We start from the raw sequence: 17,849 nt of genomic DNA, 5'->3' as shown, positions 1-17,849 counted from the left end.
AAGCCGACATAGAAGTCGGCTTAAGTGCAGCAACAACAAGTTATAACAAACCAAATATAAGCCGGATTAAGGCTTACTTGGCCGGGCCAACAGTTTCGGTTAAATGCTTGCGAATGGTGTCAAATGAGAAATTTTGTGAATTCATGCGCTTGGGTAAGACATGTGCACCCTGCTGGCCTTTGACCTTAAACGTTAAAAATAAAAAGTCCGGATGATCCTGCCATTCAGTGACATCTTTCCAGCTAATCATGCCACGACCTTCCTGTGCACCCATGCGCTGGATCATGGTGAGGCCCTGTGGCTGCACGCCCATTTTAATGCCTTTAATGTCTTCAACCAGTTCTTCACTTAGTTTGCGCTTGACATACCATTCCAGGCCAAAGCGCCGAATGAGTAGATACAGCACCACACCGACCAGCATCAGCCAGAAAAGAATGGTTGAGTAATTCTTCACAAAAACCAGTCCAACAATGGCCAGCGCGACAATAACTCCTAGAATGATCCAGGTTTTTTGGCTAATGGTATTGGTACGACGCCAGATCGCCAGTTGGGCACTGCGCTGTTCAGCTTCAGACAGCTCAAACGGAACCGGCTGTAGCGTATAGGGATAGAGGCTTTTGGACATAATCAATAAAAATCTTTGTTTTGCAGAATATAGCTATAGTAGCCCAAAAGTGGTTTGATCTAAAGTCGGCAGTCACAGGAATTCAAAGTATAAAAAACGGAGTTTCCCGCAAAAAACAAGGTTGAAAACAGTTTTAAAACTGACCAGAAAGTGCTATTAAATAATCTATCAGGATGAAAATGAAAATTGTGCCACTCACAAAAGCCAGTCGGTAAAAACAAGACTTTTGGTGGCATCAGGGATGGGTCAGGGGAGTAAATATGATGAATCAATTCATTCGCATGGTGAGGATGGTTGCTGTTGTTCCATTGGCAGGCTTGAGCCTGTTTATATATAAAGTGGCATTGCAACCAGCCATTCACCAGTTTTATAAGCTGGAACCGGACATGCTCATGGTATACGGACTGGTATTGGTGGCTGCACTGGCACATGCAGTACTGCTGAGCAGCGTGGTGTTAAAATTTTATCATACATCGCTTGGCGTAGTGTGTGGTGTCATGAGTCTGGCGGTGCTGGCATATTGCATCCAGATGGCATGGTTAAGTCCACTGGAGCATACGGTATTCTGGCTGGTGACATTCTTTGCATATGGGGTGATCTGGGCGGGAGTGCTGTGGTTTGGTCAACGGCTGATGCAACGCGAGCAAACTTTTGAAATGCATGCACATATTACCAATAATACAGATAGCTTTGGATTATCGGCCAAAAACAGGCCCAGTTAATCAAAAGCAATGCTGATGAAGCCCTTGATGTACATAAGTAACTGTTTTTACTGAACAGCCTGCCCAGCCCAAGCCCTGAGCAATAATAACACTGGGTATTCACTGATAACTGCGTGCTTGCAGTTATCTTTATTATGGAGGGGTAGGAATGCGTGTTCACGTTTTGCAGCATGTGGCATTTGAGGGGCTGGGCTGTATTGAAGAATGGATTCAGTCCAGACAGGCCACTTTAAGTTTTACCCGATTTTTTTCCGCTAATGAACATACCTTGCCTGCTATTGAAGTATTCGACCTGCTGATTGTGCTGGGCGGGCCAATGAGCGTGAATGACCAGACCGAATATCCGTGGCTGGCACAGGAAAAAATATTTATCCAGCAGGCGATTGCTGCCCGCAAGCCAGTACTGGGCATTTGTCTGGGGGCGCAATTAATTGCCTATAGCCTTGGTGCAACGGTTTATCGCAATACAGTGAAGGAAATTGGCTGGTTTCCAGTTGAGGCCATGCCCAGTTTACCAGAGCAGGCATTTGCATTTCCGGCACAGGCCACGGTCTTTCACTGGCATGGTGAAGCTTTTGATTTGCCAGCCGGGGCCATCCATCTTGCGAAAAGTGCAGGTTGCCTGCATCAGGCTTTTCAGTATCAGGATTATGTGATTGGTTTGCAGTTTCATCTGGAAACCACAGCAGATACAGCCGGGCAGATTGTGGCGCACTGTGCCGATGAGCTGGCCGAGGAACTCACAAAAGATCAGCGTTATATTCAGGATACGGCCCAAATCCTGACGTTGACCCCGCAATACAGTAAGGCCGTCAATGGGCTAATGATGGAAGTCCTGGATTTTCTGGCACAAGCCATTTGAAGGCTAGGTGATTTATATTTGCCTAAGCTTGGGAACTTACAACACGGATCAGAGTAAAATGCTGAAATTTTATCCGTGTTGTGCTGCAACTTTAGTCGTAATTTGATCAATAACACAACGCTATTAACAAGAATGAAGCTTAATTATTGATTCGTCCCATTAAAATAGGGTGCTTCCATCACTATTTTAGATGTATGCCCACTATGCTCAATCAGCCTTCTACCACACGTCCTTATTCCATACGCTGGATTGTGATTCTGGGCTTGCTTACGGCACTGGGGCCGCTGTCCATTGATATGTATTTACCGGCATTGCCGGCAATGGCCAAAGATTTGTCAGTGGAAACGGCACAGGTAGCCAACAGCTTACCGGCTTATTTTTTTGGACTGGCACTGGGTCAGTTGATTTATGGCCCGGTGAGTGACCGCATTGGCCGCAAGATTCCCTTATATTTTGGCTTGAGCCTGTTTGCATTGGCGAGTCTGGTTTGTATCGTGGCCAGTAGTATTGATGTGCTGCTGATTGCACGTTTTTTTCAGGCGCTGGGTGGCTGTGTGGGGGTGGTGATGGCACGGGCTGCCATTCGTGATCGCCTGAGCATGGCAGAGTCGGCACAGGCCTATTCCATGCTGATGCTGGTGATGGGCGCTGCACCCATTCTGGCACCGATGCTGGGCAGTGCCTTACTCATCTGGACAGGATGGCATGGAATTTTTGCCATGCTGTTGCTCTGTGGGCTGGCCTGTTTGCTACTCATTCATTTTTATTTTGATGAAACCCTGCCTGTTGAATCACGGCGCAAGCTGACTGTCGGGCAGGTATTAAGCACTTATGCCGAGCTGCTAAAAGACCATCGTTTTCGCACGCCCGCACTGGCAGGTGGCCTGCTCGGTGCTGCCATGTTTGCCTATATCAGCGCATCCTCAGAATTATTTATTGATCACTTTGGGGTATCAGCCCAGAACTTTGCCTGGATCTTTGGTTTTAATGCCTTTGGCCTGATTGTGCTATCGCAACTCAATGCCCGGTTAGTCAAGCGGCTGGGCGTATTACGCCTGTTGCACATTGGTGCCAGCATGCAAAGTTTCGGGGCGATTTTCCTGTTGTGCTTGGCGCTATCTGGTCATAGCACACTCACCACCAGCATGTTTGGCTTATTTTTTGTAGTGTCTGGTGTTGGCTTAACCGGCGCTAATGCCACTGCTATTGCACTGGCTGAGCAGGGTCAGCGCGCGGGTATGGCCAGCGCCCTGATGGGCGCCTTGCAGTTTGGCTTTGGCCTATTGGCAGGCTTGGCGCTGTATATGCTGCCCTATGCCTTATCACTGTCGATGAGCATTGTCATGGTGGTATTAATTGGCGCAGGCCTGACAGCCGTGTATGTGTTGCGCTGGCGTGAGCGTCGGGCCATGCCGCCAGTCCCGCCCACAGGCGCCTAGCATTATTGTACCCGCTGAAGATATGTCAGGGAACATCAACTGGAATTTAACGGAACGATAAAATGGACTTTACTTTAAACGCCTATTACACCTTGATTAGCGCCGTAATTATTTTATTAATTGGCCAATATCTGGTGAAAAAAATCCGCTTTTTGCAGGATTTTAATATCCCCGAACCCGTGGCTGGCGGTCTGGTAGCTGCCATTATCCTGTTTGCGATTCATGCGCTCACTGGTTACCAGTTTAATTTTCATAAAGACCTGCAAACCGCATTCATGCTGATTTTCTTTGCTTCCATTGGCTTGAGCGCCAACTTTGCCAAGTTAAAAGCTGGTGGCAAGGGTCTGGTGGTTTTTCTGGCCATTATTGCCGTGTTTATTTTAGTGCAGGATGTGGTGGGGATTGGTCTGGCAACGGCGCTGGGGCTTGATCCGCTAATTGGTCTAATTGCCGGTTCCATCACACTGGTGGGTGGTCACGGCACGGCAGGTGCGTGGGGGCAAGTGCTGGAACAAAAATACGGTATACAGGGTGCAGTCACGCTAGGAATTGCCTGTGCCACGTTTGGGCTGGTCATTGGTGGTCTGATTGGCGGGCCGCTTGCTCGTTCGCTGATTGCGCGTCATCATCTGCATTTGCCTGCACCACAGGCCAATAACAATTTACCTGTAACTGAAAACAGTGATGTACTGAATTTTGAGCAACCGCAAAAGGAGCGCCTGATCACTGCCACCAGCGCAGTTGAAACATTGGCGCTATTTGCCGCCTGTTTAGCGTTTGCCGACTATATGACGATTATTGCCAAGGGGACAGTCTTTGAGCTACCCACTTTTGTCTGGGCATTAGGTGGCGGCGTGATTATCCGCAATGCGCTGGAATATATTTTTCGTGTAGACATGTTTGACCGGGCCATTGATGTGTTTGGCAGTGCTTCGCTGTCGCTGTTTTTAGCCATGGCCTTGCTGTCGTTAAAGCTGTGGGAACTGGCAGGCCTGGCTGCACCCCTGATGGTGATTCTGGCAGCGCAAACCGTGGTGATGGCCTTATATGCCTACTTCGTAACGTTTTATGGCATGGGCCGTGATTATGATGCGGCAGTACTGGCGGCGGGACATTGTGGTTTTGGCATGGGCGCAACACCAACTGCCGTTGCCAATATGCAGGCCATTACCAACAAATACGGCCCATCGCATAAGGCTTTTTTGATTGTGCCTATGGTCGGTGCGTTCTTTATTGACTTGATTAATGCGGGCGTGATTCAGGTGTTTATCAAGTTTATTGGTTAATTTAAACGCTAAAAATAAAAAAGCTGCCAATATGGACTGTTTAGCAGCTTTTTTATTTGAATGAAAAAGTTTTTACATTTCCTGAATCTGCTCAAGGGTTAGGCTATGTATTTCAAATAAAGGCTGTTTAAGCAAGGCATTCAGTGCCTTGATGGTCTGGTAGTTCGAGCGATTACCGCTGATTGTTAAACACCGCTGTTGTGTATCAAAGCTGATGCCTTGAGCGTTTTGCAAAAAGACCTGCAAAATTTCAGGACTATCACTCAGATCAGCCAAGTTACCTTGCAGGGTTTGATCCATTCTACTTAAAAAGTACCAGTCGCAATCGCTACCTTCAATAAAATCGGGATCATGATCAAACAATACTGAACCAGTATCATAATGATCCATATAGGATTCTTCTTCATTTAACCAAATCGCATAATGCGGCTTGCTGTCATCAAATTCGATCAGTTGATAACATAAAATGCCAGACAATTTGGCAAGTTCAAAGGCATCGTCTTCATTCATTTCTGGCAGTGTTTCATTATCAAAGGGTTTGCCAGTTTTTTCTAAAATAAAGGCTTCAATTTTTTCATAGGTTTCATCGTCTGCCTCACCATTGCCAATATCGTACTGGCTTAACTCATATTCATTATATAAGGCGTCAACAATCAGGGTCTTATAAGCCTGTTCCGCTTCGGCTTTATCAGTATAAACTGCAGCAATTTGCCCGGCAGTGACATCATTAGTTAAAAACCATTCATCGTTGTAGGCAAATTCATTATGGCGGATGACGTATTTAAGGTTGCTCATGGTTTGGATGTCCTTTATTTAATTGACTTGAGTGTTATGGCCTAAAAATTTTAGATGAAGCGGTTTGAAAGTTAGTTCCTAAGCAATCTTACTTTTTAAATCCCGCAATTTCAGCGCGCTAGGCGGCACTACCATGCCATTATCCATCCACAGCTCAAAGCGCATCGGATTAAAAAACATGGCAGGTGTGATATCAAACTCAATAAATTTGGCGTTACTTTTGCCCATCAGCGGTAAAATGGTATTGATAAACCAGCTATTGTGGGTGATCAGCAGTGATTTTAATTGCCCGGTAACGGATAAGGGCGAGAGCAGGGTAGCGGATAATTTGGGGTCATTAATCACGTCACAGTGAAATTTTTCCAGCCGCCTGGCCAAACCGTCCGTGGGAATATCCTGCATGGCTGCCACAAAATCGCCCAAAGTTGGAATAAAGCGATGGTGAAAATCCACCAGCAAATGGTCTTTTTCACACAGGTCTTTAACCTCAATTGTTTTGCCGGCGCTATTATTAAAATGATGGCCAAATATAGGAATGATGACTTCCTGCACGCCCCAAAAGGTATGCAAAATCCGGTGGCGATTGTCGGTACAGAGCATTTTGGTGCTGTCGATCAAGGCATGAATATCAATATAGTCTTCTAGTTCGCCACCGCGCCGCCGTTGTGAAATTTGCGCGTGCTGTACGGGATTCATGGTTGGGTTTGTTCCATTTTATTTTAAAAGCATCCTAGCAAAAAAATAAGGCAATGGATGATTCTCATGAGTTGTTAAGTCATATATTGTCGCTTGAATATTTTCAGGTTCTTATAAATTTTAAAATACATAATCAATGGCTTAGTCGTGGTTCCTTAAATAAATCCTTTAGTAAGCAATTTATCAGCCAACAAATCATTAAAACTCAGCCATAAAAAAACTGCTCACTAGGAGCAGTGTTTTATATGGATAACTTATAGTTAAACTGACTTAGAACTTATATTTCAGGCCCAGTGTAAAAGTCTGAAGGTCGAGCTGATCGCTACCTTCTTCTTCATCATCATCGCCAACCTGAGGAATATAATCCAGTTGAAGATTAGCAGACAGGGCAGGCGAGAATTGATAGCTGGCGCCGACAGTGAATAGTGCTTCAACCTGTGAGTCACTTTCTTCAGTATTTTCGCTACCTACATAACCCGTGTAATCAATAATCTGGGTTTTAAATTCACCATTAACTACAGCAGGCCCTAGCTTGCCATAAACGCTAAACTGAGGGTTTAGTGGTGCATAAGCTCCCACCTGTAATGCAATGGCAGAAATCTTGGCTTCAGCTTGTGCAGTGATGATGCCAGGCAGTGAACCGTTAACGGTAGCCTTACCAAAATTCAGGTAGGTTAATTCAGCACTAATGTTGTCATTAAACATCAGGCCGCCGCCAATGCGGAAAGTGGTGTCTTTGTCATCACAACTGACAGGTGCGTCTTCCAGCCCATCACAAAAATTTTTGACGGTAGTTTGGCCGATACCCAGATCAACAAAGGGTTGATACTGTAACGTTGCGGCAAAAGAACTTGTTGTAATCAGTGTTAGGGTAAGCAAAGATAGCTGCTTCAACATTTATATTTACCTAATGATTTATAGTCAGAATTTGACGCGCGCATTCTTCATTTTTTGGGTTACAAAGTCAATTAAATTATCCAGGTGAGTTTTAAAATTTTATCAGGATAAAAACAAAAAAAGCCATGCTCATCAATGAACATGGCCTTTTTAAAAACATAGAAAACGATAAAGACTTAACCCAGCAATTGCTTCATCAACTGATTCACTTGTGCCGGATTGGCCTTGCCTTTGGAGGCTTTCATCACTTGACCTACCAAGCCATTAAAAGCCTTTTCCTTGCCGGATTTATATTCAGCCACCATGTTTCCATTGGCAGCGAGTACTTCCTTAATAATGGCTTCAATGGCACCTGTATCGGTTTCCTGCTTGAGGCCCTTGGCTTCAATGATCTGGTCGGCCGTTTGTCCAGTGCCCGCAAACATTTCGGCAAACACCTGTTTGGCAATTTTGCCGCTAATGGTGTTATCCACAATGCGGGCAATCAGGCCACCCAGTTGTTGCGGGCTAATTGGGGACTCGGTAATGTCTTTTTCAGCTTTGTTTAAGCTACCCAGCACATCACCCATCACCCAGTTGGCCGATTGCTTGGCCTGTTTTTCACCACCAGCGGCTTGCACGGTGGCTTCATAGAAATCGGCCAGATCACGCGAACCTGTGAGGACACGGGCATCATATTCCGGTAATTGGTAATAGCTGATAAAACGCTCACGGCGAGCCACTGGAAGCTCTGGCAATTCAGCACGGATTTGCTCAATTTGTGCTTCAGAAATTTCGACAGGCAGCAGGTCAGGATCAGGGAAGTAACGGTAGTCGTTGGCTTCTTCCTTGGAGCGCATGCTGCGGGTTTCATTTTTGTTGGGATCGTACAAGCGCGTGGCTTGAATCACACGGCCGCCACTTTCAATCAGATCAATCTGGCGTTCCACTTCAGCATCAATGGCACGTTCAATGAAGCGGAAAGAGTTGATATTTTTTAGCTCGCAGCGGGTACCGTATTCATCACCCGGCTGGCGGATGGACACGTTACAGTCACACCGGAACGAACCTTCGGCCATGTTGCCATCGCTAATGCCCAGCCAGCGCACCAGCGCATGAATGGTGCGCACATAGGCTACGGCTTCCTCAGCCGAACGCATGTCCGGTTCGGACACAATTTCAAGCAGCGGAGTTCCGGCACGGTTTAAGTCGATTCCGGTCATACCGGCAAAATCTTCGTGCAGTGATTTACCGGCATCTTCTTCCAGATGCGCCCGGGTGACCCCGATGCGTTTGGTGCTGCCATCATCCAGCGTGATGTCGACAAAACCCTTGCCTACAATCGGATGATCCATTTGGCTAATCTGGTAGCCTTTAGGCAAATCGGGATAAAAATAGTTTTTACGGGCAAATACCGAGGCGCGGCCAATTTCAGCATCAATACCTAAGCCAAACCGGATGGCTTTATTAACCACTTCACGGTTCAACACTGGCAATACACCGGGCAGGGCCAGGTCAATCAGGCTGGCTTGCGTATTGGGTTCGGCACCAAATGTGGTGGAGGCGCCGGAAAAAATCTTGCTGTTGGTATTGAGCTGGCAATGGATTTCAAGGCCAATGACCACTTCCCAGCCATGCACTAGTTTGGATTTTGCACTGGATTGATTTGTAATAGATTGGGCAGTTGCTTGCGTCATTATGCGTTCTCCTGTGCACTTGCTGCGCTGTTGAGCTGGGCAGCAATCAGCGGTGAGCGTTGCAGGTGCCAGTCAGTGTGCTGCTGATACTGATGAACAATGGATAACAGTTTGCTTTCAGACCAATACGGGCCAATGAGTTGCAGCCCCACAGGTAGCTTGTTGTCATCAAAGCCAACTGGCGCACTAATGGCCGGCAAACCAGCAAGATTCACGGCAATGGTATAAATATCACCCAGATACATGCTCACTGGATCAAGGTTTTCACCAATCTGGTAGGCGGTGCTGGGTGCTGTTGGCCCGGCAATCACATCAACCTGTGCAAAGGCACGTAAAAAGTCCTGCTGAATCAGGCGACGCACTTTTTGTGCTTTCACATAATAGGCATCGTAGTAACCGGCAGACAGGGCATAGGTGCCAATTAAAATCCGGCGCTGTACTTCATCGCCAAAACCTTCAGCGCGCGAACGGCTATACAGGTCGGTCAGGTCAGTGGGGTTTTCACAGCGATAGCCATAGCGCACACCATCATAACGCGACAGGTTGCTGGATGCTTCTGCCGGAGCCAACAGGTAATAGGCAGGAATGGCCGCATCAGTGGTGTCAAGATCAATATCCACCATTATGGCACCGAGCTGTTGTAGTTGTTGCAGCGCTGCATCAATACGGCTTTGCACTTCACTGTTTAAACCATTGTGACCAAAGTACTGGCGTGGCAGGCCAATACGCAGGCCTTTCAATGGCTGGTTTAAGTCAGCGCCCTGATTTAGCTCAGCAACATAGTCATCAACTGGACGGTCAACACTGGTCGAGTCCTTGGCATCGTGACCCGACATGACTTGCAGCAGATAAGCACAGTCTTCGGCAGAACGTGCCATGGGGCCAGCCTGATCAAAACTGGAAGCATAAGCAATCATGCCAAAACGTGAAATCCGGCCATAAGTTGGCTTGATGCCGGTTAAGCCACAAAACGAGGCAGGCTGGCGAATGGAACCGCCGGTATCGGTGCCGGTTGCCAGCGGTGTCAGGTCTGCGGCAATAGCGGCGGCTGAACCACCAGATGAGCCACCGGGCACCCGGTCAAAACTCCACGGGTTTTTGGTGGCCCCATAAAATGAATTTTCATTGCTGGAACCCATGGCAAATTCGTCCATGTTGACCTTGCCCAGCGTAACCAGTCCGGCATTCAGGCATTTTTCAACTACGGTGGCATTGTAGGGTGCAATAAATGGATTTTTTGGGTCGCCCAGCATTTTGGAGCCGGCAGTGGTCTTAATGCCTTGGGTGCAAAAAATGTCCTTGTGCGCCAGCGGAATGCCAGTCAGGATGCCTGCCGTGCCAGTAGCGCGTGCCTGATCAGCGGCTTGTGCTTGTGCGAGTGCCAGTTCATTGGTGACAGTAACATAGCTGTTGAGCTGTGGATCAATGGTAGCAATACGCTGTAAATAATGCTGGGTCAGCTCAACGGATGAAAACTTTTTGGCAGCAAGGCCCTCACCAAGTTGGCGTACACTGAGCTGATGCAGTTCAGACGAAGAATGGTCGGTCATAATGATTCAGATATATTTTGTTAAAGAAAAAATAAGAAATCCATTGCAGCAAAAAGCCTGATTTTTGGCCCTATTCAACGATTACTCAGCCAGTGGTTACTCAATAACGCGCGGCACCAGATACAGGCCATCCTGGGTGGCCGGGGCTACGGCCTGATAATCGTCACGGCGATTTGGCTCGGCCACGATGTCGTCACGCAATGGCTGTGGATGATCAAACGGGCTTTTAAGCGGCTCAACATCCGTGGTATCAATGGCCTGCAATGCCTGCATCAGGGACAGGATTTTATTGAGGCTCGCTGCATAGGCAGTTGCCTTGCTGTCATCAATGGCCAGACGGCTTAATATGGCAATTTTTTCAACGTCATGTGCGGTTAATGTGTTGTCGGTTTGGCTTGTGTTTGCTGACATAAAAGCACACCTGCATCATCATAAAAAGTATAATTGCGGCACGTTATCACAAGATGCCGACTTGTCCAAATGGCTTGTCTAAATAATAGCATTTCGTTAAAGTTGCGTCCTTGCATTGTCATCTAATTTGCCACTTCATTTTCTCCTGGAATGCCCCGTGATTTTAAAACGTCTTTTTGGCCTGTTTTCCACAGATCTGGCCATTGATCTTGGTACAGCAAACACGCTTATTTATGCACCTGGTCGCGGTATTGTATTAGATGAACCCACAGTTGTGGCCATCCGTCACAGCGGTTCAAATAAAACGGTTGCTGCTGTCGGTATTGATGCGAAACAGATGCTGGGCCGTACGCCAGCCAATATTTCTGCTATTCGTCCTTTAAAGGATGGCGTGATTGCCGACTTTGAAGTCACTGAAACCATGTTGCAGTACTTTATTCACAAGGTTCATGAAAAACGCCTGTTACCACCAACACCGCGCGTGGTGGTGTGCGTGCCATGCAAGTCTACACTGGTTGAGCGCCGTGCCATCCGTGAAGCGGTAGAGCGTGCTGGTGCGCGCGATGTGCGCCTGATTGAAGAACCGATGGCTGCTGCCATTGGTGCGGGCATGCCGGTTGAGCAGGCCTGTGGCTCCATGGTGGTAGATGTTGGCGGCGGTACGACTGAAATTGCCATTATTTCCCTGTCAGGCTGTGTCTATTCTGATTCCCTGCGTATTGGTGGCGACATTTTTGATGAACAGCTCATCAATTACGTGCGCAAGGCACATGGTTGTGTGATTGGTGAAACCACCGCTGAGCGCATCAAGCAGGAAGTTGGTATGGCCTATGCGGATGGCAAGGTACTGGAAATTGAAGTGCGTGGCCGTAATCTGGCCGAAGGGGTGCCGCGCTCCTTTGTGATTAATTCCGAAGAAGTGCTGACGGCTATTTCTGATCCATTGTCCAGCATTGTCAGTGCGGTGAAAACAGCGTTGGAACAAACCCCGCCTGAATTGTCTGCCGATATTGCCGAGCGTGGCATTGTATTGACGGGTGGTGGTGCATTGCTGCGTAACCTGGACAAGCTGCTGTCACAGGAAACCGGCCTGCCGGTGGTGGTGGCCGAAGACCCGCTGACTTGCGTGACCCGCGGTGGCGGCAAGGTGCTGGAATACTTTGACAATCCAAACTACGACATGCTGTTTGTAGGCTAAGGATTTTTAGTACTTTATTTCTTTGATAAACAAGGTCTTTTGACAAGATAAAGGCTGCTATTCAAAGATGGCTGTTGTCCTTCAATGGTTCTTGATCTTGTCAAACTATAAGCTCAGGAACCACCCTTCGGCAGGCTCAGGGGACGTGTCGAACCATTCTTCGGCAAGCTCAGGAACCACGGTTGGTGAGCTTGTCGAACCACAGTAATCATTTTTTAAGTCTAAAGGCGGTTCGGTGCAGTCCAATATTTTCAGCCGTCAGCCGCCAGCGATCCGTTCTTTTACGCTGGCACTGATTGCCTGTTTTGTCCTGATTTTCATCAACTGGCGCTATGAGGACTATGTAACGCCAGTGCGCAGTCTGGTGCACCGTGCATTTAACCCGATTTATGCACTAGCCAGCTATCCGGTACTGTCCGGTGACTGGTTTCGCCAGCAAAGCAAGTCAGAAGATCAGCTACGGCGCGAAAATACGGCCATACGTGCCGAGCTGCTACAAAACCGTGTGCGTCTGCAAAAACTGTCTGAACTGTCTGCTGAAAATACTCGCCTGCGTGGCTTGCTGAATACCCCGCTGATTATTGATGGCCGCATGCTGATCAGTGAGGTGATTGGTACAGATACCGATCCGTTGCGCCAGATTCTAATTATCAACAAGGGCCGCCTTGAGCAGGTTAAAACCGGCCAGACCATTCTGGATGACAAGGGCATTATGGGGCAGGTGATTGATGTTTATCCGCACAGTGCTCGGGTGATGCTGCTATCAGACAAGGAGCACGCCATTTCGGTGCGGATTGAACGGACCGGCATGCGTGGTATTGTGGCGGGTACTGGCGATAGTGGGCGTCTGGCCATGCAATACGTGCCTAACACGGCAGATATCAAGGTTGGTGACCGGTTAATCAGCTCAGGTTTGGGTGAGCAGTTTCCAGCCGGTTATCCGGTGGGCATGGTCACTGCCATTGCCCGGCATGGTGCCGGTGAATTTGCCAGCATTGATGTCAAGCCTCTGGCACAACTTGAAGGCGGACATCATGTGGTGGTGCTGTTTTCCGAGCCTTTAGCCCTGGAGCAACCCTATGCCACTTCTTGAGTTTGGCCGCCGCTTAAGTGGCCGTACGCTGGGTGGCGGCAGCCAGTCACCTGATCCACTAATCGCCATTATTGTCAGTATCGTGGTGGCTTCGGTGCTGATGGTTTATCCTTTGCCGTATGATATAGCCTCCTGGCGTCCACTGTTTTTCCTGCTGATTATGCTGTTCTGGGTGCTGTGTCAGCCGGCCTGGTGTGGGATTTGGTTTGCTTTTAGCCTAGGCGTGGCTACTGATTTTATGATGGATGCGATACTGGGCCAGTATGCGCTCAGCTTTGTCATTATTGCGTTTTTGGCACGCTACTTTACCCGTAACCAGCGCATTTTAACTTTCGGTAACCTGTGGATTATTGCAGCCGTTGCCGTTTTCCTGCATTTGTTGATTCAACTGTTTTTCCAGAAAATGGCCAATATCCAGTTTCCAATTATCAAGCACTGGCGGCCTTTGTGGAGCAGTATGGCCCTGTGGCCACTAATTTATCTAATATTACGGCGCTGGCGAGCCTAGCGGTTCAATATCCAAGTTGTAACGAGCTGGATATAGCCCGGCTGTTGGCGTAAAACAGCACTTGGGATAGTCAAAAACTTTTTAGGAACTAGCAATGATTGTTCTGGCTTCAGGGTCACCACGACGTAAAGAACTGTTAGAGCAGGTTGGCGTAGGATTCACAGTGCAGGTATTTGAGATTGATGAAAGTCCGCATCTGCATGAAGCACCTGCCGATTATGTAGTGCGCCTTGCCATTCAAAAGGCACAAGCAGCTATTCCTCACCTGCCAGCCGATACCATTGTGATTGCGGCTGATACCACGGTAACCATTGATGGAAAAATTCTGGGCAAACCGCAGGATCAGGCAGATGCCTTTGCCATGTGGCAGCGTTTGTCTGGTCGTGACCATTTTGTGATGACTGGCGTGGCTGTTGCCCGAAACCAAACTGTATTACATCGCCGCGTAACCACAGAAGTGCATTTTGCGCGATTAAGTCTGGCGGACATGCAGGCTTACTGGCACACCGGAGAGCCGATTGGGAAAGCAGGAGGCTATGCCATTCAGGGACTGGGCGCTGCGTTCATTCCAAAAATCCATGGCAGCTATAGCAATGTGGTAGGATTACCCTTGTTTGAAACACTCGATTTACTGAAAGAAATTCAATCTATAAACCATTAAACCTGTTTGCTGGAAATTTCATGTCTGAAGAGCTCTTGATAAATATAACGCCAATGGAGTGCCGTGTTGCGTTAATTGAAAATGGCGTGGTGCAAGAGCTGTTTGTTGAACGGACTGCGCGGCGTGGTCTGGTCGGCAATATCTATAATGGTAAGGTGGTGCGGGTTTTGCCCGGCATGCAGGCTGCTTTTGTGGAAATTGGCCTGTCGCGTACTGCATTTTTGCATATTAATGACATGGTCTGGCCACGTCACCAGCCCATTCCCAATGTGATGGAAATCCTACATGCAGGCCAGCAAATTACCGTACAGGTGATGAAAGACATGCTGGGCAGCAAGGGTGCGCGCCTGTCAACCGATTTGTCCATTCCATCACGTTATCTGGTGCTCATGCCGTATGGTCATCACACCGGGATCAGCCAGCGTATCGAACAGGAAGAAGAACGCGAGCGCTTAAAGGCTTTAATTGAAGAAATCCAGCCACAACATAAGCTGCCGGGTAGTGTGATTGTCCGTACTGCAGCGGAAGGGGTCGCACGCGAAGATATTGAACAGGACATGCGTTATTTGGCGCGCCTATGGGAATATATCCAGAAACGCCAAAAGCAGATTGCAGCACCCGGCCTGATTTTTGAAGAATTACCACTACCACAACGTATCATCCGTGATCTGGCTAACGGACAAACCGCCAAGATTTATGTGGATTCGCGCGAAGTACATGCCAAACTGACCGAATTTGTCGATGAGTTTGTGCCCGGCTTGCAGGATCGTTTGCATCATTATCCTGGTGAGCGTCCGCTGTTTGACCTCTACAATGTTGAAGATGACCTGCAAAAAGCACTGCAAACCCGGGTGGCGCTGAAGTCTGGCGGTTATCTGATGATTGACCAGACCGAAGCCATGACCACCATTGACGTTAATACGGGTTCATTTGTGGGTGGGCGTTCGCTGGAAGATACGGTATTTAAAACCAATCTGGAAGCCACGCATGCCATTACCCGCCAGTTACGACTGCGCAATCTGGGCGGCATTATCATTATTGATTTCATTGACATGCAGGAACTGGCACACCGTGAAGAGGTGATGAAGTCACTGGAAAAAATGCTGGAACGTGATCACGCCAAAACCAAGATCACGCAAGTGTCCGAGCTGGGATTAGTGGAAATGACCCGCAAGCGTACCCGTGAGTCGCTGGAGCATTTACTGTGCGAATCCTGCCCGACCTGTCAGGGTCGCGGCTACGTGAAAACCGCTGAAACCGTCTGCTATGAAATTTTCCGCGAGGTACTGCGGCTGGCACGGGCTTATCAGGCGCCTAATGGTTATACCGTGGTGGCCAGTCCTGCGATTATTGACCGGTTACTGTCGACTGAAGCCACTGCCGTTGCTGATCTGGAACATTTTATTGACCGTGTGATCAAGTTTCAGGTCGAAAACCTGTATACGCAAGAGCAATACGACATTGTATTAAGTTAAGGATTATCTGGCGGAACAGCTAAAATCTAATCATCTTATCCAGCTTGAAAAGTGTCAGATACAACAAGGATTTTGCTTATCAGAATCCTTTTTTACCGCAAAATGATATAAGTCCTTACACATTGGGTGGTATTTTATTTAACGCCATCACACTTTGAGTTTTATACTAATCCTGGAGCCAACGACACGGGCATGTCTGGTAGCGAGGTGTAGGTATGAATGCTAAAAGCAAGGTGTTTGAAACGTTAAGCAGCGCCAGACTAACCACTGGTGATGCAGCAGGTTATGTCATTAATGAGCAGGGCGAAATGTGCAGGATTACAGACGCTATGATTAAGCTGGCCTGCCATGAATTAAAGACACGTTGTCATCTGCCAGCGAAAAATAAATCCTGATAAATAGCTCAAGTATTTGATTTAAATTATATAAAGAATGAATTAAAAAGGTGACATTGATATTTAATCAAGTCACCTTTTTTTGTGGCTCTTTTAAGGCAATCCTTAAGATGGTCAGAACGATATTTAGACGTTAATGCTGGCAGGATGTTCCATAAAGCGGGTTAGGTGTTCAAACGTCTGGATTTCTTCTTCCAGCAGCGCCAGCAGACTTTGCACCCGTGGTAACACATGACGGCAAGCCGTAATGCCCACTTCCAGTTTATCCATATAGCTGGTCAGGGTAATGTTAAGCGCCTGACCATCCATCAGTACAGAAGCCGGGTAGAGCGCATCCAGTTGGGCGCCATTCCAGTACAGTGGCTCACGTGGCCCTGGTACATTGGAAATCACCAGATTAAAGGCCTGATGACGCGGCAATGCACCTGACAGCAGGTTCAGGCCAGCCATGGAATACACCAGACCGCTGTAACCCAGAATTTCGCTGGGTTTCATGCGGCCAAAACGGTTTTTGGCATTTAAAACACTGCGCTTGATAATTTCCAGACGCTCCAGCGGATCGCCTTTGTGCGTACCCAGATTAGCCAAAATCATGGAAATCTGGTTACCACTATGGCTGTCATCGGTGCGCAGGGAAATGGGTACCATGGCAACCAGTGGCTTTTTCGGCAAGGCACGCTGGCCAATCAGATAAGAGCGCAGGGCACCGGAACATACTGCCAGCACTACATCATTAATGGTCACACCCAGTTTTTTGGCCACATTACGGAAGCGCGCCAGATCATAAGACTGGGCGGCAAAGCGGCGTGAGGCACTGATCGGCTGGTTGATAATGCATTGCGGTGCCTGAAAGGTAGACACATAATCCGGGTTTCTGCCCATTTCCTGAAACACGGTATTGATCAGTTCACGGCTAAGATTTGGCACGGTCTGGATTTGTTCAGTCAGTACCCGCACCAGCTTGGCTGTCTTGCTAAGTGGGTTGGCCTTTGGGCGCTTGAGTTTGTTGTTCTTAACAGCCCATGGCGGAACGATGCTGTTTTCAGTAGGTGAATGCGACAGGGATTTTTCCAGCAGGCGCATACCAGCCACACCATCCACCATGGCATGATGCATTTTAAAGAACATGGCAAACCGGTTGCCTTCAATTCCTTCAATAATATGGCATTCCCATAGGGGTTTGGCGCGGTCAATCAGTGCACTGTGTTCCTGTGAAACATAGACCAGCAGCTCGCGGATACGGCCCGGACGCGGCAATGAGATATGGCGAAAATGCTGGTCAAGGTCAAATTCTTCATCTTCGCCCCAAAAGATGCCATTTAACACCTGATTAAATGGCGCAACCGGAACTGCCCGGGAATTACGGATGTCTTCCACCAGTTGGTGCACAAAATCTGCCGGTGCATTTTCAGGAAGTTTAAACAGGAACAATCCACCAACATGCATGGGCTGCTGACGTTTTTCCAGTGATAAGAAAATAAAGTCGACGGGACTGAGCGGACGCATGTTAAACCTCTCCAAAAACATAGCTTATTATTAAATTCAACATATAGGGATATC

At 47.9% G+C, this 17,849-nt stretch carries 18 protein-coding genes; 10 read left to right on the top strand and 8 right to left on the bottom strand.

Annotation, left to right across the window (positions count from 1 at the left end; all coding sequences use genetic code 11):
- Window positions 1-73: 73 nt before the first annotated feature.
- The gene (locus tag Q337_RS0107645; RefSeq protein ID WP_026471102.1) at window positions 74-628 is read right to left on the bottom strand and encodes an SdpI family protein; all 555 of its coding nucleotides are present in this window, start codon (window positions 626-628) and stop codon (window positions 74-76) included.
- A gap of 257 nt (window positions 629-885) precedes the next feature.
- Between Q337_RS0107645 and Q337_RS0107640 the strand changes: the two genes are divergently transcribed.
- From Q337_RS0107640 to gltS, 4 genes are all read left to right on the top strand, one after another.
- A complete protein-coding gene (locus Q337_RS0107640; protein WP_026471101.1) occupies window positions 886-1,347 on the top strand; it encodes a hypothetical protein in 462 nt (153 codons plus the stop codon).
- 148 nt (window positions 1,348-1,495) lie between these two features.
- Window positions 1,496-2,209, top strand: coding sequence for a type 1 glutamine amidotransferase (locus Q337_RS0107635; protein ID WP_026471100.1), 714 nt, complete (start codon window positions 1,496-1,498; stop codon window positions 2,207-2,209).
- Window positions 2,210-2,412: 203 nt separating this feature from the next.
- Window positions 2,413-3,648 carry a multidrug effflux MFS transporter gene (locus tag Q337_RS0107630; protein WP_026471099.1) on the top strand — a complete coding sequence of 412 codons (1,236 nt, stop codon included), beginning with the start codon at window positions 2,413-2,415 and terminating at the stop codon, window positions 3,646-3,648.
- A gap of 62 nt (window positions 3,649-3,710) precedes the next feature.
- Window positions 3,711-4,934 carry a sodium/glutamate symporter gene (gene gltS / locus Q337_RS0107625; protein ID WP_026471098.1) on the top strand — a complete coding sequence of 408 codons (1,224 nt, stop codon included), beginning with the start codon at window positions 3,711-3,713 and terminating at the stop codon, window positions 4,932-4,934.
- A 72-nt stretch (window positions 4,935-5,006) separates the two neighbouring features.
- Here the strand turns inward: gltS and Q337_RS0107620 are convergent, their stop codons facing one another.
- From Q337_RS0107620 to gatC, 6 genes are all read right to left on the bottom strand, one after another.
- A complete protein-coding gene (locus tag Q337_RS0107620) occupies window positions 5,007-5,729 on the bottom strand; it encodes an RNA-binding protein (protein ID WP_026471097.1) in 723 nt (240 codons plus the stop codon).
- Window positions 5,730-5,807: 78 nt separating this feature from the next.
- Entirely contained in the window at window positions 5,808-6,425 is a 618-nt protein-coding gene (locus Q337_RS0107615) for a DUF6915 family protein (RefSeq protein ID WP_026471096.1), read from the bottom strand.
- 270 nt (window positions 6,426-6,695) lie between these two features.
- Complete coding sequence (locus Q337_RS0107610) at window positions 6,696-7,322, bottom strand: outer membrane beta-barrel protein (RefSeq protein WP_026471095.1); 627 nt, start codon at window positions 7,320-7,322, stop codon at window positions 6,696-6,698.
- A gap of 176 nt (window positions 7,323-7,498) precedes the next feature.
- Entirely contained in the window at window positions 7,499-8,998 is a 1,500-nt protein-coding gene (gene gatB, locus Q337_RS0107605; protein ID WP_051526653.1) for an Asp-tRNA(Asn)/Glu-tRNA(Gln) amidotransferase subunit GatB, read from the bottom strand.
- Entirely contained in the window at window positions 8,998-10,548 is a 1,551-nt protein-coding gene (gatA, locus tag Q337_RS17105) for an Asp-tRNA(Asn)/Glu-tRNA(Gln) amidotransferase subunit GatA (protein ID WP_051526652.1), read from the bottom strand. The genes gatB and gatA overlap by 1 nt, the downstream gene beginning before the upstream one ends.
- A 96-nt stretch (window positions 10,549-10,644) precedes the next feature.
- Window positions 10,645-10,959, bottom strand: a complete 315-nt coding sequence (gene gatC / locus Q337_RS0107595; RefSeq protein ID WP_026471093.1) for an Asp-tRNA(Asn)/Glu-tRNA(Gln) amidotransferase subunit GatC — start codon at window positions 10,957-10,959, stop codon at window positions 10,645-10,647.
- Between the two features lie 157 nt (window positions 10,960-11,116).
- On the opposite strand from gatC, the gene Q337_RS0107590 reads away from it, so the two are divergent.
- The 6 genes from Q337_RS0107590 to Q337_RS0107565 all read left to right on the top strand — a co-directional run bounded on the left by Q337_RS0107590 (window position 11,117) and on the right by Q337_RS0107565 (window position 16,289).
- Window positions 11,117-12,157 (top strand): rod shape-determining protein, encoded by a 1,041-nt coding sequence (locus tag Q337_RS0107590; RefSeq protein WP_026471092.1) that lies wholly within the window; start codon window positions 11,117-11,119, stop codon window positions 12,155-12,157.
- A gap of 235 nt (window positions 12,158-12,392) precedes the next feature.
- The gene (mreC, locus tag Q337_RS0107585; RefSeq protein ID WP_026471091.1) at window positions 12,393-13,250 is read left to right on the top strand and encodes a rod shape-determining protein MreC; all 858 of its coding nucleotides are present in this window, start codon (window positions 12,393-12,395) and stop codon (window positions 13,248-13,250) included.
- Complete coding sequence (gene mreD, locus Q337_RS0107580) at window positions 13,237-13,758, top strand: rod shape-determining protein MreD (protein WP_084494750.1); 522 nt, start codon at window positions 13,237-13,239, stop codon at window positions 13,756-13,758. The genes mreC and mreD overlap by 14 nt, the downstream gene beginning before the upstream one ends.
- Window positions 13,759-13,852: 94 nt before the next feature.
- A complete protein-coding gene (locus Q337_RS0107575; protein WP_026471089.1) occupies window positions 13,853-14,419 on the top strand; it encodes a Maf family protein in 567 nt (188 codons plus the stop codon).
- Window positions 14,420-14,439: 20 nt separating this feature from the next.
- A complete protein-coding gene (gene rng / locus Q337_RS0107570; protein ID WP_026471088.1) occupies window positions 14,440-15,894 on the top strand; it encodes a ribonuclease G in 1,455 nt (484 codons plus the stop codon).
- A 215-nt stretch (window positions 15,895-16,109) separates the two neighbouring features.
- A complete protein-coding gene (locus Q337_RS0107565; RefSeq protein ID WP_026471087.1) occupies window positions 16,110-16,289 on the top strand; it encodes a PA1571 family protein in 180 nt (59 codons plus the stop codon).
- Between the two features lie 126 nt (window positions 16,290-16,415).
- Here the strand turns inward: Q337_RS0107565 and Q337_RS0107560 are convergent, their stop codons facing one another.
- Window positions 16,416-17,795 (bottom strand): WS/DGAT/MGAT family O-acyltransferase, encoded by a 1,380-nt coding sequence (locus Q337_RS0107560; RefSeq protein WP_026471086.1) that lies wholly within the window; start codon window positions 17,793-17,795, stop codon window positions 16,416-16,418.
- Window positions 17,796-17,849 lie beyond the last annotated feature (54 nt).

The sequence above is a fragment of the Alkanindiges illinoisensis DSM 15370 genome (assembly GCF_000619845.1).
GTDB classification, from domain to species: domain Bacteria; phylum Pseudomonadota; class Gammaproteobacteria; order Pseudomonadales; family Moraxellaceae; genus Alkanindiges; species Alkanindiges illinoisensis.
The sequence above is the reverse complement of the archived record's forward strand: the minus strand, read 5'-3'. Positions and strand labels throughout refer to the sequence as shown.